At 65.1% G+C, this 23,045-nt stretch carries 22 protein-coding genes and 2 riboswitches; of the genes, 15 read left to right on the top strand and 7 right to left on the bottom strand.

The features are described 5' to 3' along the window. Positions 1-8: 8 nt before the first annotated feature. The 7 genes from NTD82_RS10950 to NTD82_RS10920 all read left to right on the top strand — a co-directional run bounded on the left by NTD82_RS10950 (position 9) and on the right by NTD82_RS10920 (position 6,542). Positions 9-326: an urease subunit beta gene (locus tag NTD82_RS10950; protein WP_262128760.1), complete on the top strand. Its 318-nt coding sequence runs from the start codon at positions 9-11 to the stop codon at positions 324-326. Next, complete coding sequence (ureC, locus tag NTD82_RS10945; protein WP_262128759.1) at positions 323-2,026, top strand: urease subunit alpha; 1,704 nt, start codon at positions 323-325, stop codon at positions 2,024-2,026. The genes NTD82_RS10950 and ureC overlap by 4 nt, the downstream gene beginning before the upstream one ends. Positions 2,027-2,041: 15 nt before the next feature. Next, complete coding sequence (gene ureE, locus NTD82_RS10940) at positions 2,042-2,545, top strand: urease accessory protein UreE (RefSeq protein WP_262128758.1); 504 nt, start codon at positions 2,042-2,044, stop codon at positions 2,543-2,545. 19 nt (positions 2,546-2,564) lie between these two features. Next, positions 2,565-3,110 (top strand): HupE/UreJ family protein, encoded by a 546-nt coding sequence (locus NTD82_RS10935; protein ID WP_095153613.1) that lies wholly within the window; start codon positions 2,565-2,567, stop codon positions 3,108-3,110. Beyond that, positions 3,110-3,784, top strand: a complete 675-nt coding sequence (locus NTD82_RS10930; RefSeq protein WP_095153612.1) for an urease accessory protein UreF — start codon at positions 3,110-3,112, stop codon at positions 3,782-3,784. The genes NTD82_RS10935 and NTD82_RS10930 overlap by 1 nt, the downstream gene beginning before the upstream one ends. Positions 3,785-3,794: 10 nt before the next feature. Beyond that, positions 3,795-4,424: an urease accessory protein UreG gene (ureG, locus tag NTD82_RS10925; RefSeq protein ID WP_262128757.1), complete on the top strand. Its 630-nt coding sequence runs from the start codon at positions 3,795-3,797 to the stop codon at positions 4,422-4,424. A gap of 219 nt (positions 4,425-4,643) precedes the next feature. Further along, the gene (locus NTD82_RS10920; protein WP_262128756.1) at positions 4,644-6,542 is read left to right on the top strand and encodes a M14 family metallopeptidase; all 1,899 of its coding nucleotides are present in this window, start codon (positions 4,644-4,646) and stop codon (positions 6,540-6,542) included. Positions 6,543-6,575: 33 nt separating this feature from the next. Here the strand turns inward: NTD82_RS10920 and NTD82_RS10915 are convergent, their stop codons facing one another. After that, positions 6,576-7,280, bottom strand: a complete 705-nt coding sequence (locus NTD82_RS10915; RefSeq protein ID WP_262128755.1) for an SDR family oxidoreductase — start codon at positions 7,278-7,280, stop codon at positions 6,576-6,578. Between the two features lie 107 nt (positions 7,281-7,387). Between NTD82_RS10915 and NTD82_RS10910 the strand changes: the two genes are divergently transcribed. The 3 genes from NTD82_RS10910 (at position 7,388) to NTD82_RS10900 (ending at position 11,784) form a co-directional block, all read left to right on the top strand. Then, positions 7,388-8,092, top strand: a complete 705-nt coding sequence (locus NTD82_RS10910; RefSeq protein WP_262128754.1) for an alpha/beta fold hydrolase — start codon at positions 7,388-7,390, stop codon at positions 8,090-8,092. 615 nt (positions 8,093-8,707) lie between these two features. Then, positions 8,708-10,267, top strand: a complete 1,560-nt coding sequence (locus NTD82_RS10905; RefSeq protein WP_095153607.1) for a methyl-accepting chemotaxis protein — start codon at positions 8,708-8,710, stop codon at positions 10,265-10,267. Between the two features lie 491 nt (positions 10,268-10,758). Further along, positions 10,759-11,784, top strand: a complete 1,026-nt coding sequence (locus tag NTD82_RS10900) for a hypothetical protein (protein ID WP_256587661.1) — start codon at positions 10,759-10,761, stop codon at positions 11,782-11,784. Positions 11,785-12,020: 236 nt separating this feature from the next. Here NTD82_RS10900 and NTD82_RS10895 read toward each other — a convergent pair whose 3' ends face one another. Continuing rightward, positions 12,021-12,833: a gamma-glutamyl-gamma-aminobutyrate hydrolase family protein gene (locus NTD82_RS10895; protein ID WP_095153605.1), complete on the bottom strand. Its 813-nt coding sequence runs from the start codon at positions 12,831-12,833 to the stop codon at positions 12,021-12,023. A gap of 378 nt (positions 12,834-13,211) precedes the next feature. Between NTD82_RS10895 and hpaR the strand changes: the two genes are divergently transcribed. Beyond that, entirely contained in the window at positions 13,212-13,634 is a 423-nt protein-coding gene (gene hpaR / locus NTD82_RS10890; protein ID WP_262128753.1) for a homoprotocatechuate degradation operon regulator HpaR, read from the top strand. 168 nt (positions 13,635-13,802) lie between these two features. After that, on the top strand, positions 13,803-14,099 hold the full coding sequence (locus NTD82_RS10885; protein ID WP_371864249.1) for a hypothetical protein: 297 nt from the start codon (positions 13,803-13,805) through the stop codon (positions 14,097-14,099). A 130-nt stretch (positions 14,100-14,229) separates the two neighbouring features. On the opposite strand, the gene NTD82_RS10880 is transcribed toward NTD82_RS10885, so the two are convergent. The 5 genes from NTD82_RS10880 to NTD82_RS10860 all read right to left on the bottom strand — a co-directional run bounded on the left by NTD82_RS10880 (position 14,230) and on the right by NTD82_RS10860 (position 16,632). Next, on the bottom strand, positions 14,230-14,475 hold the full coding sequence (locus NTD82_RS10880) for a DUF1272 domain-containing protein (RefSeq protein ID WP_095153602.1): 246 nt from the start codon (positions 14,473-14,475) through the stop codon (positions 14,230-14,232). A 70-nt stretch (positions 14,476-14,545) separates the two neighbouring features. Then, a complete protein-coding gene (gene cobM, locus NTD82_RS10875; protein ID WP_262128752.1) occupies positions 14,546-15,292 on the bottom strand; it encodes a precorrin-4 C(11)-methyltransferase in 747 nt (248 codons plus the stop codon). A 28-nt stretch (positions 15,293-15,320) separates the two neighbouring features. Further along, a complete protein-coding gene (locus NTD82_RS10870; RefSeq protein ID WP_262128751.1) occupies positions 15,321-15,746 on the bottom strand; it encodes a cobalamin biosynthesis protein in 426 nt (141 codons plus the stop codon). Further along, complete coding sequence (locus NTD82_RS10865) at positions 15,746-16,438, bottom strand: CbtA family protein (RefSeq protein ID WP_262128750.1); 693 nt, start codon at positions 16,436-16,438, stop codon at positions 15,746-15,748. The genes NTD82_RS10870 and NTD82_RS10865 overlap by 1 nt, the downstream gene beginning before the upstream one ends. 11 nt (positions 16,439-16,449) lie before the next feature. Next, on the bottom strand, positions 16,450-16,632 hold the full coding sequence (locus tag NTD82_RS10860; protein ID WP_095153598.1) for a CbtB-domain containing protein: 183 nt from the start codon (positions 16,630-16,632) through the stop codon (positions 16,450-16,452). A gap of 98 nt (positions 16,633-16,730) precedes the next feature. Then, positions 16,731-16,918: riboswitch (cobalamin riboswitch) on the bottom strand. Positions 16,919-16,974: 56 nt separating this feature from the next. Further along, a riboswitch (cobalamin riboswitch) is annotated at positions 16,975-17,185 on the top strand. 96 nt (positions 17,186-17,281) lie between these two features. On the opposite strand from NTD82_RS10860, the gene cobW reads away from it, so the two are divergent. From cobW to NTD82_RS10845, 3 genes are all read left to right on the top strand, one after another. Continuing rightward, positions 17,282-18,349, top strand: coding sequence for a cobalamin biosynthesis protein CobW (cobW, locus tag NTD82_RS10855; protein WP_262128749.1), 1,068 nt, complete (start codon positions 17,282-17,284; stop codon positions 18,347-18,349). Positions 18,350-18,352: 3 nt separating this feature from the next. Continuing rightward, the gene (gene cobN, locus NTD82_RS10850) at positions 18,353-22,114 is read left to right on the top strand and encodes a cobaltochelatase subunit CobN (RefSeq protein ID WP_262128748.1); all 3,762 of its coding nucleotides are present in this window, start codon (positions 18,353-18,355) and stop codon (positions 22,112-22,114) included. A 1-nt stretch (position 22,115) separates the two neighbouring features. After that, the coding region (locus NTD82_RS10845; RefSeq protein ID WP_262128747.1) for an ATP-binding protein at positions 22,116-23,045 on the top strand (930 nt) is incomplete at its 3' end.

Below are 23,045 nucleotides of genomic sequence, written 5' to 3'. Positions count from 1 at the left end.
AGAGCAGGATGATTCCCGGAGAAATACAGGTCGCCGCTGGCGACATCGAGCTCAACGCCGGACGCGAGACGATCAGCGTCAGCGTGGCCAACCACGGCGATCGCCCGGTGCAGGTCGGCTCGCACTATCACTTCTTTGAAGTCAACGACACCCTGGTGTTCGAGCGTGAGGTCACTCGCGGCTATCGCCTGGACATTCCCGCCGGCACCGCCGTGCGCTTCGAACCGGGGCAGTCGCGCAGCGTCACGCTGGTGCCTTACGCCGGCAAGCGCGAAGTCTACGGCTTCCAGGGCAAGGTCATGGGCAAGCTGGAGGCGCGGGCATGAGCCGGATTTCCCGTCGGGCCTACGCCGACATGTTCGGCCCCACCGTGGGCGACCGCGTGCGCCTGGCCGATACCGAGTTGTGGGTGGAGGTCGAGAAGGACTTCACGATTTACGGCGAAGAGGTCAAGTTCGGCGGCGGCAAGGTGATCCGCGACGGCATGGGCCAGGGCCAGATGCTCGCCGCCGAGGCCATGGACCTGGTGCTGACCAACGCGCTGATCATCGACCACTGGGGCATCGTCAAGGCCGATATCGGCGTGAAGAACGGCCGCATCGTCGGCATCGGCAAGGCCGGCAACCCCGATGTGCAACCGGGCGTGACCCTGCCGGTCGGGCCGGGCACCGAAGTGATCGCCGCTGAGGGCAAGATCGTCACTGCGGGCGGCATCGACTCGCACATTCACTTCATCTGCCCGCAGCAGGTGGAAGAAGCGCTGACCTCCGGCATCACCACTTTCATTGGCGGCGGCACCGGCCCGGCCACCGGCACCAACGCCACCACCTGCACGCCAGGGCCGTGGTACCTGGCGCGGATGCTCCAGGCGGCGGATGAGCTACCAATCAATATCGGCCTGCTCGGCAAAGGCAACGCGTCGCGGCCGGAGGCCCTGCGCGAGCAGATCGCCGCAGGCGCCGTCGGGTTGAAGCTGCACGAAGACTGGGGCTCGACGCCCGCCGCCATCGACTGCTGCCTGGGCGTGGCCGAGGAAATGGACGTGCAGGTGGCGATCCACACCGACACCCTCAACGAGTCCGGCTGCATCGAGGACACCCTCGCGGCTATCGGCGACCGCACCATCCACACCTTCCACACCGAGGGTGCCGGCGGCGGTCACGCGCCGGACATCATTCGCGCGGCGGGTTTCGCCAACGTGCTGCCGTCGTCCACCAACCCGACCCTGCCGTACACCGTCAACACGGTGGACGAGCACCTCGACATGCTGATGGTCTGTCACCACCTGGACACCAGCATCGCCGAGGACGTGGCCTTCGCCGAGTCGCGGATCCGTCGCGAGACCATCGCCGCCGAAGACATCCTGCATGACCTCGGCGCCTTCTCCATGACCTCCTCGGACTCTCAGGCCATGGGCCGGGTCGGCGAAGTGGTGTTGCGCACCTGGCAGGTGGCGCACCAGATGAAACTGCGCCGCGGGCCGCTGGCCGGGGATTCGTCGTACAGCGACAACACCCGGGTCAAGCGCTACATCGCCAAGTACACCATCAACCCGGCGCTGACCCACGGCATCGCCCATGAAGTCGGCTCGCTGGAAGCCGGCAAGCTGGCCGACCTGGTGCTCTGGTCGCCGGCCTTCTTCGGCGTCAAGCCGGCGCTGGTGATCAAGGGCGGGATGATCGCCACGGCGCCGATGGGCGATATCAACGGCTCGATCCCGACGCCGCAGCCGGTGCATTACCGGCCGATGTTCGGCGCCCTCGGCGCGGCGCGGCATGCCACGCGGATGACCTTCCTGTCGAAGGCCGCCCTCGATGGCGGCATCCACGAACAACTGGGCCTGCGCAGCCTGATCGGCCTGGCCCACGGCTGCCGCACGGTACGCAAGGGCGACATGCTGCACAACGGCCTGATGCCCACTATCGAGGTGGATTCGCAGACCTATGAAGTGCGTGCCGATGGCGAGTTGCTGGTGTGCGAGCCGGCCACGATATTGCCCATGGCCCAGCGTTACTTCCTGTTTTAAGCCCAAGGAGAAACCATGATTCTGTTGACCCGCCGGGTGACCGAAGCCGATGCCGCGGCGACTACCACGGCAACCCTGAACCTGGACACGCGGATCAAGAGCCGGGTGCGCATCACCCTCGATGACGGCCGCGATGCCGGCCTGCTGCTGGAGCGCGGTCAGTTGATTCGCGGCGGCGAGTTGCTGGCGGACGGCGAGGGCAGGGAGGTGGTGCGCGTCATTGCCGCCGCCGAGGCCGTCTCGACCGTGCGCTGCGACGACGCGCTGCTGCTGGCCCGCGCCGCCTATCACCTGGGCAACCGCCATGTGCCGCTGCAGATCGAGGCCGGTTTCGTGCGCTACCAGCACGACTATGTGCTGGACGACATGGTTCGCGGTTTCGGCCTGGAGGTGACGCTGGAGCAGGCGCCGTTCGAGCCCGAGGCCGGCGCCTACCAGAGCGCGCCGCACAGCCATGCCCACAGTCATGCTCAGGTTCAGGACCATCCCTTTATTCGCCTGCCTGCCCAGGCCCACTGATTCCAACAAGGAGCACCCGATGAAGAAGTCTCTCGCCCTGGCTTTGCTGCTGGTCGCCGTACCGGCCCTGGCCCACCCCGGTCACGACGCCAACCCGCTGCAGGACGGCCTGCTGCACCCGCTGACCGGCCTCGATCACTTGCTGATGCTGATCGGCACCGGCGTGCTCGCCGCGCTGACCCGCAGCCGCCTGACCCTGCCGCTGCTGACCTTGTGCGCCATGTTCAGCGGCGCGGTGCTCGGCCACCTGTTCGGTGGCGTGATCGGCATGGAAGCAATGATCCTCGGCTCGCTGCTGGTGGCGGGCGCCGCGTTGTTGCTGCCGCGCCGTCAGGTGCTGCTGTCGCTGGTGATGCCGGTGTTCGCGCTGTTCCACGGCTGGGCGCACGGCGTTGAATCCAGCCCGGGCGCGTTCTGGGTGTTCAGCGCCGGCTTCGTCACCGTCAGCGGCCTGTTGCTCCTGGCCGGCTTTGGCGTGGGTTGCTTGCTGCGCCGTCATACCCGCCTGCAACAAGCCTTCGGCGGCGGCCTGTTGGCCGGTGCGGCCGTGATGCTGGCGGGCTGATGAGCACCGACCTGAAACTGCTGCGTCTGCTGCAACTGGCCAGCCCCAACCTGCCGGTGGGTGGTTTCACCTACTCGCAGGGGCTGGAGTGGGCGGTGGAGGCCGGCTGGGTGCGCGGCGCCGCGGGCTTTGCCGACTGGCAGCGCCAGCAGTTGCACGACACCCTCGGCTACCTCGACTGGCCCTTGCTGGCGCGGCTGTACCACGCGTGCGAAGCCGGCGATGTCGCCGCGTTCGCGCAGTGGAGCCGATTTCTGCTGAGCAACCGCGAAACCGCCGAGCTGCGCACCGAAGAACGTCAGCGCGGCATGGCCCTGATGCGCCTGCTGGATGGCTGGCAACTGGGCCAGGACCCGGCCTGGCGCGCCAGCCTGGAACTCAGCCAACTCGGCGGCATGGCCTGGCTCGCGGTGCACTGGCAGATCCCGCTGCGCGACCTGGCGCTGGGGCATGGCTTTATCTGGCTGGAAGGCGCGGTGATGGCCGGGGTCAAGCTGGTGCCGTTCGGCCAGCAGGCGGCGCAGACACTGCTGCGTGATCTATCCGAAGAACTGCCCGCGGTCCTCGAACGGGCCCTGGCCTTGCCTGACGAGCAACTCGGCGGCGGCCTGCCGCTGCTGGCGATTGCCTCGTCCCGGCACGAAACCCAATACACCCGATTGTTCCGATCCTGAGGAATCCCCTATGCAAAGTTACAAACAACCCCTGCGCGTCGGCGTCGGCGGCCCGGTCGGGTCCGGCAAGACTGCGCTGCTCGAAGCGCTGTGCAAGGCCATGCGCGACCACTACGAAATCGCCGTGGTGACCAACGACATCTACACCAAGGAAGACCAGCGCATCCTCACCGAGGCTGGCGCCTTGGCGCCGGAGCGCATCGTCGGCGTGGAAACCGGCGGCTGCCCGCACACCGCGATCCGCGAAGACGCCTCGATGAACCTGGCGGCGGTGGAAGAACTGGCGCGCACCTTCGGCAACCTGGACGTGATCTTCGTCGAGAGCGGCGGTGACAACCTCAGCGCCACCTTCAGCCCGGAGCTGGCGGACCTCACGGTCTACGTGATCGACGTCGCCGAAGGCGAGAAAATCCCGCGCAAGGGCGGGCCGGGCATCACCAAGTCGGATTTCCTGGTGATCAACAAGATCGACCTCGCGCCGTATGTCGGTGCCTCGCTGGAAGTGATGGAACGCGACACCCAGCGCATGCGCCCCGAACGGCCGTGGGCGTTCACCAACCTGAAGACCGGGCATGGTTTGCAGACGCTGATCGACTTCATCGTTGACCGAGGGATGCTGGAGGCGGCGAAGGTGGGGTGACGGGCTGAGGGAGGTCTGGCGGCCTTCACCCGATGTGTTCTAGGCTCTGTATGAAAAGCCTTGATACTCGGTGATGCTGCGTTGAAAACAGCCTCGGAATGCTCATTTACAACCCGTAAACTCCGCTTCCTCGGCTGTTTTCGCCTTGCCTGACCTTCGTCTCAAGGCTTTTCATACAGAGCCTAAGGTTGCCAGTCCCCGTGTGAGAAGGAACTCAAGATGAAGCACCCGCACCTGCTTTTCGCCGCGCTGTCGCTCGGTGCCAGTCTGCCGGCCCAGGCCGCCTTGCCCGGCGCGCCGGCCTATATCGACGACAGCGGCTACCTGCAAGCGGCGAAGCAACGCATCCTGCCGGCGATGTTCGAACAGCAACTCACCAGCACGCAGTACATCGCCAAGGCCGACAACCCGCTGATCACGGTGGCCGAAGCCAGCGATTTCCACCAGACCAGCACCTACGAACAAACCCGCACCTGGCTGAAAAAACTGGCCGCCGCGTCTGGTGGCCGGGTGGCGCTCAGCGACCTGCCGGAAAAGAGCGCCGAAGGTTACCCGATGCTGCTGGCGGTCGCCTCCACCAGCGCCGACAAGTCACCCGCCGGGCTGAAGAAGTCCGGCAAGCCGACCATTTTCGTCGAGGCCGAGATTCACCCCGGCGAGTCCAACGGCAAGGACGCCATGTTCATGCTGCTGCGCGATATGACCAGCGGCGACAAAGCGCTGGCCGGGCTGCTGGACCGGGTCAATATCCTCTTCATTCCCACCGTCAATATCGACGGCGACGTGCGCCGCAGTCCCTACGGCCGGATCAACCAGAACGGCCCGGACGTCAGCGGCTGGCGGGTCAATGGCCTGAACTACAACCTCAACCGCGACTTCACCAAGCTCGACAGCGCGGAGATCCGCAACGTCGCCTGGGTGTTCAACACCTACGAACTGAGCTTCTTCGCTGACACCCATTCCACCGACGGCGCCATGTACCCCTACGACAGCTCGTATTGCCACAACGGCAACGGCTGGTCGCCGGCCAGCAGCGCGTGGATGGACGAGGTGATGAAAGCGCCGGTGTACCGTGCGTTGCAGAACGAAGGCCATGTGGTCCACGAGTGCATCAGCTTCAATGACAACCAGGACCCGACCCAGGGCTATTACCCGTACCGCACCGACCTGGCGCGGTTCTCCAACCAGTACGGCGATATCCGCAACGTGCCGTCGATCCTCATCGAACAGCACGCCTTGCACCCGTACAAGACCCAGGTGCTGGGCAACTACGTGATGCTCAAGCGCATGTTCCAGGTGATCGGCGAACAGTCGGCTTCGCTGCGCGCCGCCATCGCCAAGGACCGCGCCCGCCTGGCGGCGCAGAAGGATGTGATCCTGACCTGGAAGCCGGGCAAGGCCGAGACCGTGCCGTTCACCGTGGGCGACTATCGCTACGACACCTCGCCGATCACCGGGGCCAAGACCATCGTCTGGAGCAACCAGCCGAAGAGCCTCGAAGTGCCGGTCACCGGCAACAGCGAGCCGGACCTGATCACCAAACGGCCGAAGCAGTACATCGTGCCGGCGCAGTGGCGCGAGGTGATCGCCCGCCTCAAGGCCCATGGCATCGACATGCGCACCCTCGACAAGCCCACCGCCGTGGCCGTGACCCTGTACCGCATGGACGAGGTGAAAGTGGCGGGCGGCTTCGAACCGGACCGGGCCAAGAGCAACGAGATTCCCGGCTACGAGGGGCATCTGCTGGTCAGCGGCGTGGCCAAACCGTTCGAGCGACTGCAGACCTTCCCGGCGGGGTCGGTGGTGATCAATGTCGACCAGCCGCTCGGTGTGCTGGCGATCAACCTGCTGTACCCGGAAAGTCCCGATTCGTTCTGGGCCTGGGGCTTTTTCAACTCAACCCTGGTGGTGGCGGAAGAGCCCGAGGAATACGTGATGGAGCCCATGGCGCGGAAGATGTTGGAGGAAAGCCCGGCGCTCAAGGCCGAGTTTGAGCGCAAGCTCAACGACGATCCGGCGTTCGCCGCCGACCCGCGGGCGCGCTTGAGCTGGTTCTATCAGCGCACGCCGTTCTATGACGTGAACGCCTTCGTGTACCCGGTGGGCGTGGTGTATTGAGGCGCGCCGGTCCCGTCGCGGGACCGGCATGGTTTACACCGAACGGGTAATCCCGCCGTCAACGCGCAGGTTCTGCCCGGTGATATAGGCCGCGCCCGGAGAGGCGAGGAAGGCCACGGTGGCGGCGATTTCCTCGCTGCTGCCGTAGCGCTGCAGCGGCACGCTGGCGCGGCGTTCTTCGGTGGCCGGGAGGCTGTCGATCCAGCCGGGGAGGACGTTGTTCATGCGCAGGTTGTCGCGGGCGTAGGTGTCGGCAAAGATCTTGCTGAACGAGGCCAGGCCGGCGCGGAACACGGCGGAGGTGGGGAACATCTCGCTCGGCTCGAACGCCCAGGCGCTGGAGATATTGATGATCACGCCGTCGCGCTGGCGCTGCATGATCGGCGTCACCAGGCGGGTCGGGCGGATCACGTTGAGCAGGTAGGTGTCGAGGCCGCGGTGCCAGTCGTCGTCGCTGATTTCCAGGATCGGCGCCCGCGGGCCATGGCCGGCGCTGTTGACCAGCACGTCGATGCGACCCCAGCGCGCCTGCACCTGGTCCACCAGTTGCTTGAGGTCGTCGTTGGACTGGTTGGAGCCGGTCACGCCGATGCCGCCCAGTTCCTCGGCCAGCGCCTCGCCCTTGCCGGAGGAGGAGAGGATGCCGACTTTGAAGCCGTCCGCCGCCAGCCGGCGTGCCGCCGCCGCGCCCATGCCGCTGCCGCCGGCGGTGATGATCGCCACTTTTTCTACCGTCATTGATCATGCTCCTGTGATTCGAGGTTTAAGCTGGACCAAGGCTAGCAGCCACGCGACCGGCCAGAGAGTCAGTTTTCCATCGTCCAGCCAGTAGAAAATCTATCGCCATGCCAGAACAGTCGATCGTCACGCTCAAGGTTGCTCACGGTCATGATCGGCTGTTTGTCGATCACCGCTCCGGCAGCGGTTCGGCGCACCTGCTGGCGATTCACGGTGGCGGCGCGGCGCAGGCGGGAATATTCGATGGCGTGCGCGCTGAACTGGCGCAGCACGGGGTGGGTTCCACGGCATTCGATTGCATCGGTCACGGCCGGACCGGGGGTGACAAATTCGGCACCTCGCTGCAGGACCGCACTGCCCAGGCCCGAGCGGTAATCGAAGCAACCCGAAGACCGACGGCAATCATCGGGTCGAGCATGGGCGCCTACAACGCCATCCGTCTCAGCGAAACCCTTGATTTGTCTGCGCTGGTGCTGGTGGTCCCCGGTGTTTATTGCCCTGAGGCCTACGACGTGCCATTCGGCCCGGCATTTTCCCGGCTGATCCGCCAGCCACGCAGTTGGGCCGACAGCGATGCCTGGATGACGCTTTCGCGTTTCCGCGGTCGCCTGCTGGTGATCACTGCCGGCCAGGACGAAGTAGTGCCGCCGGAGATTCCGCAACGGCTGCACGACGCGGCGGTCAATGCCGAATGGCGCTCGCTGCTGGTCGTCCCGGATGCGCCGCACAGTGGGTTGCTGGCGCGGATGCTGGATGATCCCCGGTGGCGCGGCGTGTTTCTGCGGCGTTTGATCGACTGCATGGGCGTCTGAGTCGGGTAATTGTTGCAACTCTTTTCTATGCCCCTCCGGAAGCGTCGGGCTTATCTCACCGTTCAAGGCGTCCGCCAGCGTGTCCGATCCGCCCCGGACCAGCAGCGGGGCATTCAATCCGGGGACGCCTGCGATGGCCTGTTCGGCGCGCTTTCGTGTATCGATAAAGCCATGATCAGTAAGGTCTTTTGCCTCTTGCGCGGGGGCTGTTGGACGGTCGCCGGCATACAGCTCCGAAGGTTGTTCGCGCGGATCTGCGAGGCGCTGAGGGTAACCGCATCCGGCTCAGGGCAGGGGGACCAATAGCGGCAAACAGACATTAGTGTCATATTGAGATCAATCGTTTGCGAATGTTACTATTCCCTTACTGAAAGTATGGGCAAAAACAGGGCAACGGATGCCCAAGTACACCCGGTTCCCGCGCTCGGGAACTGCACGGATGCCAGTGTGAATCCCTTCGGAACACCTCTGCGCACCAGGGTCTGTACGGGCTTTTTCGTACACGGCCTGATTCCCCACGGCTTCAGCGTCATGACATTACTCCCGGTTTTTTGGGCTTGCCGATTACCGTTACCTGCGGACCGGCGAGGATGAATTCACAGGTTGGAGAAAGGTATGTCACAGGCATTCACGCTGAAGAACCTCAGCGTCACCCGCAAACTCGGCCTGGGTTTCGGCCTGCTGTTGTCGTTTGCCTTGCTGTTGTCACTGCTGGGGGGCTTCGGGCTGCAGAACAGCAGTGCGTCGCTGAAGCGCATCAGTTTCATCAGTAGCCTGTTCGACGAGATCGTCTTCACCCGCGAAGCCAACTACAACCTCGCCCTGAGCAGCGATGCCCAGCACCAGGCCCTGCACCAGGAACACCACGCCAAGCTCAAACAAGGCTTCGACCAGTTGGTGCTGGATGCCCGCGAAGGCCGCTGGCCGGCCCAGGACCTCGGCGCCGCGCAGAAGCTGCGCGCCGACCTCGACACCTACTCCAAGGCTCGCGACCAGGCCCGTTCGGTGGCCGAGCTGACCGCCGCCAACCAGTTGCTGTCACGTCTGCAGGACGGCGCCAACGAACTGTATTACGCCGAAGAAGCGCGCGCCTCCGAGCAAGTGAAGAGCACCCATATGGGTCTGGCCGTCGTGACCCTGGTGGCGATCCTCTGCGGCATCGCCGTCGCGCTGCTGATCAGCCGGCAGATCGTCTACCCGCTGCGCCAGGCCGTGCAGGCGGCGCAGCGTATCGCCGGCGGCGACCTCACCGCTGACATCAAGGTCGAGCGCAGTGACGAACTGGGCGTGCTGCTGGGTGCGTTGAACACCATGAACGCCAGCCTGCGCGAGGTGATTTCGCAAATCGGCTGTGGCTCGCAGCAACTGGCGGCTTCGGCCTCGCAACTGGCGGCGATCACCAGCACCACCCAGGAAGGCATCGACAGCCAGCGCAACGAGACCGACATGGTGGCCACCGCGATGAACGAGATCGCCATGACCGTGCAGGAAGTCGCGAAGAACTCGGAAGAGGCGGCCAGCGCCGCCAAGGGCGCCGATCACGAGGTCAGCAGCGTGTTGGCGATGTCGCAACAGGCGATCCGCCAGATCGAGGAAATGGCCAGCGGCGTCGGCACCTCGGCGGAGTCGCTGGGGCGTCTGCAACAGGAGTGCGGGCGTATCGGCGCGATCCTCGACGTGATCAAGGCCGTGGCCGAACAGACCAACCTGCTGGCGCTCAACGCTGCCATCGAAGCGGCACGGGCCGGCGATGCCGGGCGCGGGTTCGCCGTGGTCGCCGACGAAGTGCGCAACCTGGCGCAACGGACCCAGGCGTCGTCCAGCGAGATCGAGCAACTGATCGTCACGCTGCAACACATCGCCGACGAAAGCACCGGGATGATGAAGACCAACCTGCAGCAGACCAGCGCCTCCGTCACCGGCGTGCGCGATACCGGCATGGCCCTGGAGCACATCACCCGCCAGGTGTCGAATATCCAGCAGATGAGTGAACTGATCGCCACTGCGGCGGAAGAGCAGGCGGCGGTGACCGAGGAGATCAACCAGAGCGTGACCCGCGTGCGGGAAACCGCCGAGGAGTCCGCCACCGCCAGCGCGGAAATCTCCGCGGCGAGCACCGAACTCAAGCACCTGAGCAATCGGTTGCACGGGATGGTCGGGCATTTCCGTTTCTGAAGCGCTTTGCGCCGGCGCATCTGATCCGTATTTTTCAGTGCTTTCTGCCTCTGTTATGCAAACAGCCGCTTGCCGACAATAAGCCCCGTAAAGGCGTGGTTGGCGGCGGTTGTTGCGCTGCTCCCGTCTGAACCGTTGTTTAGGTAATCGGAGGCAGTGATGGGCAAGATGGCGATTTTTCTGTTCGGGTTTCTGGCGTTGGCGATTCTGATTGGCGCGTTGGGGACGATTTCTCCGGTTTGAAGCATTGAAAACGGAGGTCGATCCGCGGGAGTTTCGCCCGCTGGCCGAGGCATTTGTGCTGTACGAATCGTCCAAGGGGCGCTATCAGGCCGTCCGGCAGTGGCCGTTGCGGGCCGGGTAAGGTGTTTTGTCGCCACCGTCCTGACGGGCCACTTCTATACTCGAAAAACGGACGCTGAACCGCGTCCGGGGCGGGCGCCCGTGCAGGGTGCCCCGGTGTAGTCCCTCGATTCCGGCGGGGCGCAATCGTGAAACAGCCTGTGCTGTCTGTCGCTTTGTTCGTCGGCGTGTTGTTGACGCTGGGTGGCTGCGGCTCCAGATCTCGCACGCCGGAGCCACCTCCGGTGGTGCTGTCGCAGGCTGCCTGGCAGCAAGTGGATCGTGAAATCGTCGTGGCCTCGCGCGGCGCCACGGGCTCGGCGGGGGATTATGCGCGCCGCTCCATGCGGGTCTGGCGCGAGCGCGTACAAGCCCGCACCGAAGAAGACTTCATTCCCTGGTTCACCGGTTATTGGACCCAGCAATGGCTGACCCTCAAGGTCGCCTGGTACAAGATGAGCCAGAACAAGAATGACACCCAGCCGGACAATCGCCTGGCGCTGTACCTGCAGGAGCAGTACCGCGAACGGGTGCTGGAGCCGGTGGCTGAAGAGATCAATCCCGACCTGATCCGCGAACGCGCCACTGAACTCTATGTGCAGTTGCTCGGCCAGCAAGTGCAGGGCATTGCCCAGCGCTATCGGGCGCCGCCGGAGCAGTTCGCCCTGCACCTGAACCGTATTCCCGCGATTGCCCTGGGCCCGCCGCCAGCACGGGATGCCAGCATTCAACAGGCGCTTGCGGCGCGGCCGTTCCTGCAGCTTCCCGCCTGGCTCGCGCTCGACGAACAGATCCGCAAGGCTGCGGCGAGCAATGCCACGGCTTCGGACACCGGCCTGTCGTCGGTGGCCAGCAAGGCCAGCACCCGTCTTGAAGCGACGTTGGCCCCGCGCGGCGCGGCCAGCGCGGTAGCCGCGGCGGTCGGCAAGGCGGCTGGTCTGCTGATCTCCGTGGCTTCGGCCGGGATCGGCGCGATGATGCACGAGAGTGACCGGCCGGAAATGGTCGAGCAGTTGCGGGTGATCCTCAATGTGGCGCTGAACGAGGAGTGGCAGAGCCTGATGGAGAATCATGCCTCTGGGGTAATGGCGGGGGTGTGGTCGATGGCGGGACAGATCGAAGGGCGCCTGGGGGCGCAGTCGGAAATGGCGCCGAGGATGGATGCTTTTCCTTAGATAAATCATTAAAAACAAATAGTTATGATCTTTTATTGATTTGTTTTGTGAGGTTAAAGAAGAACAATCTAACCCAGTGCTTTTATCGTAAAAATACTTATATTTCAGCAGATTGAATGATTTAGTTAATGTTGATTGGATTTTGAGTCAGACAAAAAAGCCGCATCAAGGTGTCCTTGATGCGGCTTTTTTCATGATTAAAAAATCAACTAAATCATGGTATTGCGTGGCTTTTCTCAAGCAAGACTTTGGGTCTTGCTCTGTTGCCGTTTGGTCGCCTGGGTACGGCAGGCGTCACCGAACGCTTCGAACATCCTGACCGAGTCAGGGTTCTTCGCGGCTTGCCATTCCGGGTGCCACTGCACCGCGAACAGGAACGGCGACAGGCTTGGCGCATGGATCGCCTCGACCAGGCCGTCTTCGGCACGGGCCAGCGGCTCGACGCCTTCACCCAGGGTTTTCAGGCCTTGGCCATGCAGCGAGTTGACGCGAATCTCGTCGCTTTGCAGCAGTTCCTGCAACCAGCTTCCTGGCTCGATGCGCACGCTGTGCACCGCGCTGTATTGCACCTCCACCGGATCTTCCGGGTTTTCCCGGTGATCGTTGAAGCCAGGCTCGGCGTAGACCTTCTGGTAGATGTCGCCACCCAGCGCCACGTTGATTTCCTGCATGCCGCGGCAGATACCAAAGATCGGCAGGCCACGGGCGATGGCCAACTGCACCAGCGGCAGGTCGAAGAGGTCGCGGTTGCGGTCCTGACCCTTGCCTGGAGTCTGGTTTTCCTGGCCGTAGAGGGCCGGGTCGATATTGCTGCCGGCGCCAGTCAGGTACACACCGTCAGCCATGTCCAGATACTGTTCGAGGTCTTCGGTGCCGCAGCAGGTCGGAACCAGGAGGGGGACGCAGTCAGCGTGTTCGACCAGCGGCACGATGTACTTGTGGGTCATCACTTGATAGTCGTGACCCTTGCGCTCTTGAGAGCCCATGGTCATCAGGACGACAGGTTTGCGGGCTTTTTGATTCTTATTGCCAATGTTGCTGTTGGGCATATGTCACCTTGGGACAGGCGCGGCCTGTCATTGTTGTGCAGGCGCGCCGATTGCTGCGGGGCGCTACCCGAGGTTTCGAGCACTGCCGGGTGTGCACGCGAACGTCGATTCCCGGTCGAAACCTGCCGCATAGCTTGCCAGAGCCGTTAAATATATCAAGCGGATTAACCGTTTCGTGTGCATATTTTTTAACGTAAAGCCTTTGATTTATCGTTTAACTCTCTGATTGGCCTCAGGTAAATGTGATTTTTAGCGGACACGGCAGTTCATTATATTTGACGAGCCTTTCACCGCTGTCCGCACCGTGGCCATTACGGGCCTTGCGGCCCTAAAGCCCCGCTCTTAAGCTTCAGAACCTCCGTTGATGTCAGCCTGCCAATGCCTACTCCAAGACCGTCCCTGACCCTCACGCTGTTGCAAGCCCGCGAAGCCACCATGGCCTTCTTCCGTCCGTCGCTCAACGCGCACGGCCTCACCGAGCAGCAGTGGCGGGTGATCCGCATCCTGCGCCAGCAAGGCGAGCTGGAAAGCCATCAACTGGCCGAACAGGCCTGCATTCTCAAACCGAGCATGACCGGCGTGCTGAGTCGCCTTGAGCGCGACGGCCTGGTGCGGCGCAAGAAATCCGTGCAGGACCAGCGCCGGGTCTTTGTCAGCCTCACCGAGCAGGGCCAGCAGTGCTTCGTGGACATGAGCGAAGACATGGAGCGCAACTACCAGCGCATTCTCGAACAGTTCGGCGACGCCAAGCTGCAAACGCTGCTGGGGCTGCTCAACGAGTTGAAGGGCGTCAAGCCCTGAGGGAACGGCTGTTCGCGCAACTGAAAAGTCCTACATATACTGTCGGTTATCCGCAACAGCTTGCCGTCGTTGGTCGGACCACGACGTCTCAACGCCGGTGGTAGTGGCCGTATCTGAAGTAACCCGCTCGCGAGTCGTCATTTCAGGCGCTTAAGAGAGGCTATGGCGATGGATATCATCAGTCTGATCATTCAGATCATCAGCGGTGTGGTAGGCGGCAACGCGGCGGGCATGAGCAAACAAGGCATGGGGCCGCTGCTCAATTCGATTCTTGGCGGGGTGGGTGGCGTGGTGCTGGGGCAGATCCTGGCGTCATTCACCGGCGATCAGAGCCTGGCCCAGGCTGGCGCGGCAGGCACCCTGGATTTGCCCGCGATCATCAGCAGCGTGGTGGGCGGCGGGGCTGGCGGGGCGGTGCTGACGTTTATCGTCGGGCTGATCAAGAACAAGCTGCAGCCGCATTAGCCACAAAATAGGGCCAGTCAGTTAAGCCCGTCGAGACCCTTCGCGAGCAAGCTCGCTCCTACACTGTAGGAGCGAGCTTGCTCGCGAAGGGCATTAACTGAAGGGCATTACTGCATCGTAGGCCCTTTCTTCAATGAGTCGGGCAACCCTCGGCCTTCACCGTTCGCACCGTCGTTGCCGGATTGCGCGCCAGCTTCTCGCCCACCCTGGCAGGCCTTGGCTGCAACTCGCCGCCGCAGTTCGGGCATTTGCCCTTCAACTGACCTTCCGCACAACTGCGGCAATAGGTGCATTCGAACGAGCAGATCAGGGCATCGCGGCTGTCGCCTGGCAGGTCGGTGGCGCAGCATTCACAGCAGGGGCGCAGTTCAAGCATTGAAGGTAGTCCTTTGAGGTATGCCGAAGCGTTAAATTGAAGCAACGCTGATGGCAATGCAATAGCGCGGTCAGGGACGGTACAGATGCGCGTGGCCCGCCCGGTAAAGCGCGGACTCACTGAAATTGTCGCTGGCAAGCACCCGTCCCACGAGGATCAGCGCCGTGCGGCGGAAACCTTTGAGTGCCGTCTGCTCGACGATGTCGTCCAGCGTGCCCAGCACCCAGTCCTGATCCGGCCAGGTGGCGCGGTGGACCACGGCGATCGGGCAGTCGCCGCCGTAATGCGGGCGCAGTTGCTCGACGATCTTTGGCAGATGCCGCACCCCGAGGTGAATCGCCATGGTTGTCTTGTGGCTGGCCAGGCTGGCCAGCGCTTCACCTTCGGGCATAGGGGAGCTGTCGGCGAAGCGGGTGAGGATCACGCTCTGGGCGATGTCCGGCAGCGTCAGCTCGCAGCCGAGCAGCGCGGCGCTGGCCGCAGTGGCGGTCACGCCGGGGATGATCTGGTAAGGAATGCCCAACTCGCGTAGATGGCGAATCTGCTCACCGATGGCGCCGTACAGGGCGGGGTCGCCGCTATGCACCCGGGCCACGTCCTGGCCCTTGGCATGGGCGGCGCTGATCGCCGCGATGATCTGCTCCAGGTGCAACTCGGCGCTGTTGATGACGGTCTCGGCCTGGTGCCCTTCGAGCACCGCGGCGGGCACCAGGGAACCGGCGTAGATGATGACCGGGCACTGGCGGATCAGGCGCTGGCCCTTGACGGTGATCAGCTCCGGGTCGCCGGGGCCGGCGCCGATGAAATAGACGGTCATGGCAAATCCTTGAACGAGAGGGGGCGGATTATCCGCCAAACGACGGCGCCCAGGCCAATGCCAGGGTCATATCGTCCTGGACGATGCGGGTGACCCGCAGTTGTGCGGGAAGGCCGGTGACCTGTTCGGCCAGCGCCAGGGCACAGCTCTCGGCCACGCCATGGCAGCCGCTGTGGCGAAAGGCGACCGGCGAGCGGTGGCTGAGGCGGGCGGCGAAGGGCGCCAGTTGCGCGGCACTGAAGAAACTCAGCGGCAGGTCGAGTTGCGCGGCCAGTTGCAGCAGGCCGGGTTCGTCGTGCTTGAGATCGATGCTGGCCAGGCCGGCGAGGGCTTCGAGAGGGAGGTCATGGGCTTGCAAGGTCCGCCTTAGCAGCCCGGCCAGATTATCGGCCGGACTGCCGCGGCGGCAGCCCAGCCCGGCGAACAGCGGGGTTGCGCCGGGCGGGAAGGGCATCACGCAGCCTGGCGGCGGTACAGCCAGGCGCTGATCAGGCCGAGGGCGACCCAGAACGCCGCATTGGTCAGCAGCGAAGCGACGATGAACTGCGACTCCAGCGCTTCTGGTGCCAGGCTTTCGTGCACTTCCGGCTGCGGAGCGCCGATCACATGCGGCAGCACCAGCAGCACCAGGCCCACGGCCTTGAGCAGCCAGTTACCGGCGAACACCATCAGCGCCAGGCCAACGGCGGTCGCCGCGGCGGTGCCAATCCACCAGTACTGACGCAGGGCCAGGTCGGCGGCGGCGGTACCCGGCAGTTCCGGCGGCAGGCCCAGGTTCGGCGCCAGGCAGAAAACGGCGAAACCGCCGAGCCCCCAGAGCGCACCAGTGGCGATGCCACCAGGGTTGCGCAAGGTGTACATGGCGGCGAGCAGCAGGGCAAAGCCGACCGCGACCACCAGATTGCCGCCCGTGGTGGACAGCACGCGCTGCCAGCCATCTTCCGGCGACCAGGCTTCGGCGTCGTGATGATGCTCCGCGCCCGCCGCGGCGTCGGCGTGCTCGTGTTCTTGTACGGCTGGGGCCGCGGTTTCATAGGTTTCCGCCTGGAGAATCAGCGGCGCGACCCAGAAGCTTTGCAGCAGGGTCAGCAGCAGTGCGGCCAGCAGGCCGGCGAAGCCTGCGGTGCGAGCGATGCGCATGAACATTCGGGCAGGCCTCAGTGGCAAGGGAAAGCGGCGCTGTGACGGGTATCGTGCGCGGCGTTGTGCACCGCTTCGATGTGCGAGAAGCCGGCGAAGTAGACCAGGCACAGGCCCAGCACCGAGGCGCTGACGGCAGCGACGATGCGCTGGCTGAGGGTGGTCGGGGTGGCGATGGCGTGACTGGCGATGATCGGCATGGCGCTTTCCTCTTGGTGTTGTCGGCAACAGGCAAGCGCGAAGAACCCCTGGCCGGAATCGCCCAGGGGTTGCAACGTCGCCCGCCCACCGCGGGTTTGGTCAATGCTGTTGTTCAGGCCGGTCTCCGGGCTTGCGAGGGCATTTCGCCGTGGCGTCACCTTCCCATGCCCGCAGGCACAGTGGTCTTGACGCTTTCCTCGCTTACCGTTGCGGGGGCAGCACCGGAATTTACCGGTTTCCCGTTTCACCTTGTAACAAAAAGGCACCCAAACGAATCGCGCTAGGAAATCACGCGCGTTGACATCCGTCAATACAGCGGTTGACCGGCTTCGGGGCACTGCGTAGCCTTGCCGGTTCGAGGTTCTCTGGCACGGGCCGGAGCTAAGACGGGAACGCGGTGCGCCTTTTTTTCAGGCCAGGCCGCGGCTGCCCCCGCAACTGTAAGCGCTGCTCCCATCGACACAGCCACTGCCGAACCGGCGGGAAGGCGTCGATGCCGCCCTGAAGGGCACAGCGCGAGCCAGGAGACCTGCCTCGTTCAGTTTCCGACTTTCAACCGGGCGGGGTGATCCGGTGGCGAACGCGCCCAGGCTGCATGGCCTGTGGCTCCCGTCCCGCATGCCCGCCATCCTGCCAAGGGCATCCGACATGAAAACACTGGCCAAACTCCCCGTCACCATCGTTACCGGCTTTCTCGGCTCGGGCAAAACCACCTTGCTGCGGCACATGCTGGACAACGCCCAGGGCCGCCGTATCGCGGTGATCGTCAATGAATTCGGCGAGCTGGGCATCGACGGCGAAATCCTCAAGCAGTGCAGCATCGGTTGCACCGAAGAAGAAGCCAGCGGCCGGGTTTACGAACTGGCCAACGGCTGCCTGTGCTGCACCGTTCAGGAAGAATTCTTCCCGGTCATGCGTGAACTGGTGGCCCGCCGTGGCGACCTCGACCACATCCTGATCGAAACCAGCGGCCTGGCGCTGCCCAAGCCGTTGGTGCAAGCCTTCCAATGGCCGGAAATCCGCAACGCCTGCACCGTTGACGCGGTGATCACCGTGGTCGACAGCCCGGCCGTGGCCGCCGGCACCTTCGCCGCCTTCCCGGAACAGGTCGATGCCCAGCGCAAGCTGGACCCGAATCTGGATCACGAATCCCCGCTGCACGAACTGTTCGCCGACCAACTGGCCAGCGCCGACCTCGTCGTCCTCAACAAGGCCGACCTGATCGCTGCCGATGCCCTGGCCGCCGTGCGCGCCGAAGTGGCTGAAGAGCTGCCGCCTGCCGTGAAGGTGATCGAAGCCAGCAAAGGCGTGCTGCCGCTGGAAGTCCTGCTGGGCCTGGGCGCCGAGTCGGAAGCCCATATCGACGGCCGCCGTACCCACCACGACAGCCATCACGACGATGATGACCACGACGATCACGACCACGACGCCTTCGATTCCATTTCCCTGGAACTGCCCGAAGCCGACGAAGCCCTGCTGCTCGACGCCCTCACCCAGTTGGTGGTGGACAGCGGCATTCTGCGGGTCAAGGGTTTCGCGGCGATTCCCGGCAAGCCGATGCGCCTGCTGATCCAGGGCGTTGGTACGCGCTTCGACAAACACTTCGACCGCGCCTGGCGCAGTGACGAAGCGCGGGTCACGCGCCTGGTGCTGATCGGTCAGGAACTCGACGCCGAGGCGCTGCAAGCCCGTCTGCGCGCGGCCCTGGGCGCCTGATCCATGCACCTGCTGCGGACCCAGCCCGGCGGCTTCGTGCCGGACGACAGCATTGCCGACCTCGGGCAGACCCCCGCCGAGCTGGTGATCCTTTGCAGCGGTGACTCGCACCTGGCGCTGCTGGCGGAAACCGCCCGCGAGCTGGCGGACGACTACCCCAGCCTGCGCCTGGCCAACCCGATGCAGGTGCAGAACCATGCGTCGGTCGACCTGTATGTCGATCAGGTGCTGCGCCACGCCAAGGTCATCCTGGTGTCGCTGCATGGCGGCATCGGCTATTGGCGCTACGGCGTCGAGCAACTGGTCGCCCTGGCCGAGCGCGGCGTGCAACTGATCCTGGTGCCGGGCGACGACCGCCCGGACCCGGAGCTGAGCAGCCTGGGCACGGTCACCGGCGAGCAGGCCGAGCGGCTCTGGCACTTCCTGCGCCAGGGCGGCAAGGCTAATGCCCTGAATTTGTTCAACTGCCTGGCCAATCTCTGGCTGGGCCGTGATTACCAGTGGGATGAGCCCCGGCAACTGCCGCGCACCAGCCTTTATCACCCGGATCACGCCGAGGCGGACCTCGCCGATTGGCGGGCCGACTGGTGCGCCGGGCAACCGGTGGTGCCGCTGCTGTTCTATCGCTCGCACCTGCAGGCGGCCAATACCGGCTTCGTCGACGTGTTCTGCGAGCGCTTGATCGGCGCCGGGCTCAATCCGCTGCCGATAGCGGTCGCTAGCCTCAAGGAGGCCGGTTGCCTGGCCCAGGTCGAGGCCTGGCTGGACGAAACCGACGCGGCGTTGATCCTCAATACCACCGGCTTTGCCCAGTCCAGCCCGGAGCAGCCGCACCTGCGCCCGTTCCGCCGCGACATTCCGGTGCTGCAAGCGATCTGCGCCCAGGACAATGAACCCGGCTGGCAAGCCAGCGAGCAGGGCCTCGGGGCGCGCGACCTGGCGATGCACATCGCTTTGCCGGAGCTGGACGGGCGCATCATCACCCGGCCAATAAGCTTCAAGGACCTGGCCTGGCGCAGCGAGCGCAGCCAGTCCGATGTGGTCTGCTACCGCGCGCACCCCGAGCGCATGGATTTCGTCGCCGAACTGGCGCGGCGCTGGTGCGAACTGGCGCGGCTGCCCAACCCGCAGAAGCGGGTGGCGCTGATCCTCGCCAACTACCCGACCCGCGATGGCCGCATCGGCAACGGCGTCGGCCTCGACACACCCGCGGCGGCGCTGAACATCCTTCGCGCTTTGAAACAGCAGGATTACCCGGTAGGCGATTTGCCCGACAGCGGCACCGCGCTGATCCACGACCTGCTCGGCGGGGTCAGCAACGACCTCGACAGCCTCGACCAGCGCCCCTGTGCCCAGAGCATGGCGCTGGACGACTACCTCGCGGCGTTCGCGCAATTACCCGAGGCCAATCAGCAGGCGGTGCGCGAGCGCTGGGGCGAACCGCAACAAGACCCGATGTTTCGCGGCGGGCGGATGATGGTCGCCGGCCTGCGCCTGGGCCTGACCTTCGTCGGCATTCAGCCAGCGCGGGGTTACCAGCTCGACCCGAGCGCGGTCTACCACGACCCGGACCTGGTGCCACCGCACGGCTACCTGGCTTTCTATTTCTGGCTGCGACACGCCTTCGCCGCCGATGCGCTGATCCACGTCGGCAAGCACGGCAACCTGGAATGGCTGCCGGGCAAGGGCGTCGGCCTGTCCGCGCAATGCTGGCCGGACGCGCTGCTCGGGCCGCTGCCGAATATCTATCCGTTTATCGTCAACGACCCGGGCGAGGGCGCCCAGGCCAAGCGGCGCACCCAGGCGGTGATCATCGATCACCTGATGCCACCGCTGACCCGCGCCGAAACCTACGGGCCGCTGCGCAACCTTGAGCTGCTCGCCGACGAGTACTACGAAGCGCAATTGCTGGACCCGCGCCGCGCCATCGAATTGCAGAAAGAGATCCTGCAACTGGTGCGCGACAACCATATCGACCGCGAGCTGCAACTGGACGGCGCGCTGGATGACGCCAATGTCTGGCTGCCGCGGCTGGACACCTACCTCTGCGACCTGAAGGAGTCGCAGATCCGCGATGGCTTGCACGTCTTCGGCGAGTCGCCCGGCGGGCGCCTGCGTATCGACACCTTGCAGGCCCTGCTGCGGGTCGCCCGTGGCGATGGCCGCGGTGCCAATGCCAGCCTGCCGCGTGTACTGGCCCGGGCCCTGGCGCTGGGTTTCGATCCGCTGGACTGCGACCTCGGCCTGCCGTGGGACGGCCCGCGCCCGGAGCGTCTGGCGTTGCTCGACGCCGCGCCGTGGCGCACCCATGGCGACACTCGCGAACGTCTGGAACTGCTAGGCGCGCAACTGATCGAGCAGACGCTGGCCGGCGAGCCGGATGTGCCGGCCGAGCCGCAGTGGGACGAGGTGCGGACCTTGCTGGCCGCGCTTCGCGACCAGGTGGCCCCGCAGCTCGATGCCTGCGGCGAAGCCGAAATGCACGGCGTAATGACCGCCCTCGACGGACGTTTCGTCCCCGCCGGGCCGAGTGGCGCGCCAAGCCGTGGGCGCCTGGACGTACTGCCCACCGGGCGCAATTTCTACACCGTCGATGTACGCAACTTGCCCACGGCCACCGCCTGGCGCCTGGGTTTCGCCTCGGCCAACCTGATTCTTGAACGGCACCTGCAAGACCACGGCGACCACCTGCGCCAGCTCGGCCTGTCGGTGTGGGGCACGGCAACCATGCGCAGCGGCGGCGACGATATCGCCCAGGCCATGGCGCTGATGGGCGTGCGCCCGGTGTGGGCGGCCGGCAGCCACCGCGTCGATGACTTCGAGATTCTGCCGGTGAGCCTGCTGGACCGGCCACGGGTGGACGTGACCCTGCGCGTCTCGGGGTTCTTCCGCGATGCCTTCGGCAACCTGATCAAGCTGTTCGATGCCGCGGTGCAGGCGGTGGCGGCGCTGGACGAGCCGGATGACCTCAACCCGTTGGCGGCGCGGGTGCGCAGCGAGCGCGCCGAATTGCTCGCCAGCGGGCTGGACGAGGAGCAGGCGCGGCGTCAGGCGGGATGGCGGGTCTTCGGCTCCAAGCCCGGGGCCTATGGCGCCGGGGTGCAGAACGCCATTGACGGGCGCCTCTGGCACAGCCGCGAGGACCTTGCCGAGGTCTACCTGAACCACGGCGGCTACGCCTATGGCGGCGCCGACGACGGCACCGAGGCCCGCGGCCATTTCGCCAGGCGCCTGAGCCAGGTGCAGGCGGTGCTGCAGAACCAGGACAACCACGAACACGACCTGCTCGATTCCAATGACTACTATCAGTTCCAGGGCGGCATGCTCGCGGCAGTGGAAAGCCTCGGCGGCGCGCCGGTGGCCAGCTATCACGGCGACCACAGCCAGCCGGACCGCCCGCGCATCCGCACCCTCAAGGAGGAGCTGAACCGGGTGATCCGCGCCCGGGCGCTGAATCCGAAGTGGATCGACGGGGTCAAGCGTCACGGCTACAAGGGCGCGTTCGAGCTGGCGGCGACGGTGGACAACCTGTTCGCGTTCGACGCCACCACGCACCTGATCGACGACCACCATTACCAGTCGCTGGCCGACGCTTATGTGCTCGACGCCGCGACCCGCGAATTTATCCGCCAGCACAACCCCGAGGCGCTGCGCGACATCACCGAGCGCCTGATCGAGGCCCAGCAGCGCGGGCTCTGGGAGGAGCCGGGTGAATACCGCGAAGCCCTCGAAGAACAGTTGCTGGACGGCGAAGAAGAGACTTGAGATGACCGAACCCGTGCACTTTCCCCTGGCCGCCGTGGTGGGCGCCGAGGAACTGAAACTGGCGCTGTGCCTGACCGCCATCGACCCGAAGATCGGCGGCGTGCTGATCGAGGGGCCGCGTGGCATGGCCAAGAGCACCCTGGCCCGTGGCCTGGCGGACCTGCTCGGTGAAGGGCCGTTCGTCACGTTGCCGCTGGGCGCCAGCGAAGAACGCCTGGTCGGTACCCTCGACCTGGATGCCGCGCTCGGTCAAGGCCGGGTGCAGTTTTCCCCCGGCGTGCTGGCCAAGGCCGATGGCGGTGTGTTGTACGTCGACGAAGTGAACCTGTTGCCGGATCATCTGGTGGACCTGCTGTTGGACGTCGCCGCCAGCGGCACCAACCGCATCGAGCGCGATGGCCTGTCGCACCGGCACAGCGCGCGCTTCGTGCTGATTGGCACCATGAACCCGGAAGAGGGCGAGTTGCGTCCGCAATTGCTCGACCGCTTCGGCTTCAACGTCGTCCTGCACGGCCAGCCGCTGCCAGAGGCGCGCGGGCAGATCCTGCGCCGCCGACTGGCCTTCGACACTGACCCGGCGGCGTTCTGCGCCGAGTGGGCGCCGGCCCAGGCCGAGCTGCGCCAGCGTTGTCAGGCGGCGCGCCAGCGTCTGGCCTCGATCGAGCTAGATGATCGTTCGCTGGAGCTGATTACCGCGCGTTGCTTCGCCGCTGCCGTGGACGGTCTGCGCGCTGATCTGGTCTGGTGGCGCGCGGCCCGCGCCCATGCCGCCTGGCGTGGCGCCAGTGCTATCGAAGATGAGGATATCGACGCGGTGGCGGAGTTTGCCTTGCGCCATCGTCGTCGCGAGCCGGAGGCCGGCAGCAGCCAGCCTCCGGCGCCAGCGCCGCAAACCGGCCAGCAACCCCCGGCACAAGACGCGACAGGCGCC

Origin of the sequence: Pseudomonas sp. 5P_5.1_Bac1, assembly GCF_025466015.1 — a bacterium.
GTDB lineage: Bacteria > Pseudomonadota > Gammaproteobacteria > Pseudomonadales > Pseudomonadaceae > Aquipseudomonas.
Note: the sequence above shows the minus strand (reverse complement) of the source record. Positions and strands in the feature narration are given on the sequence as shown.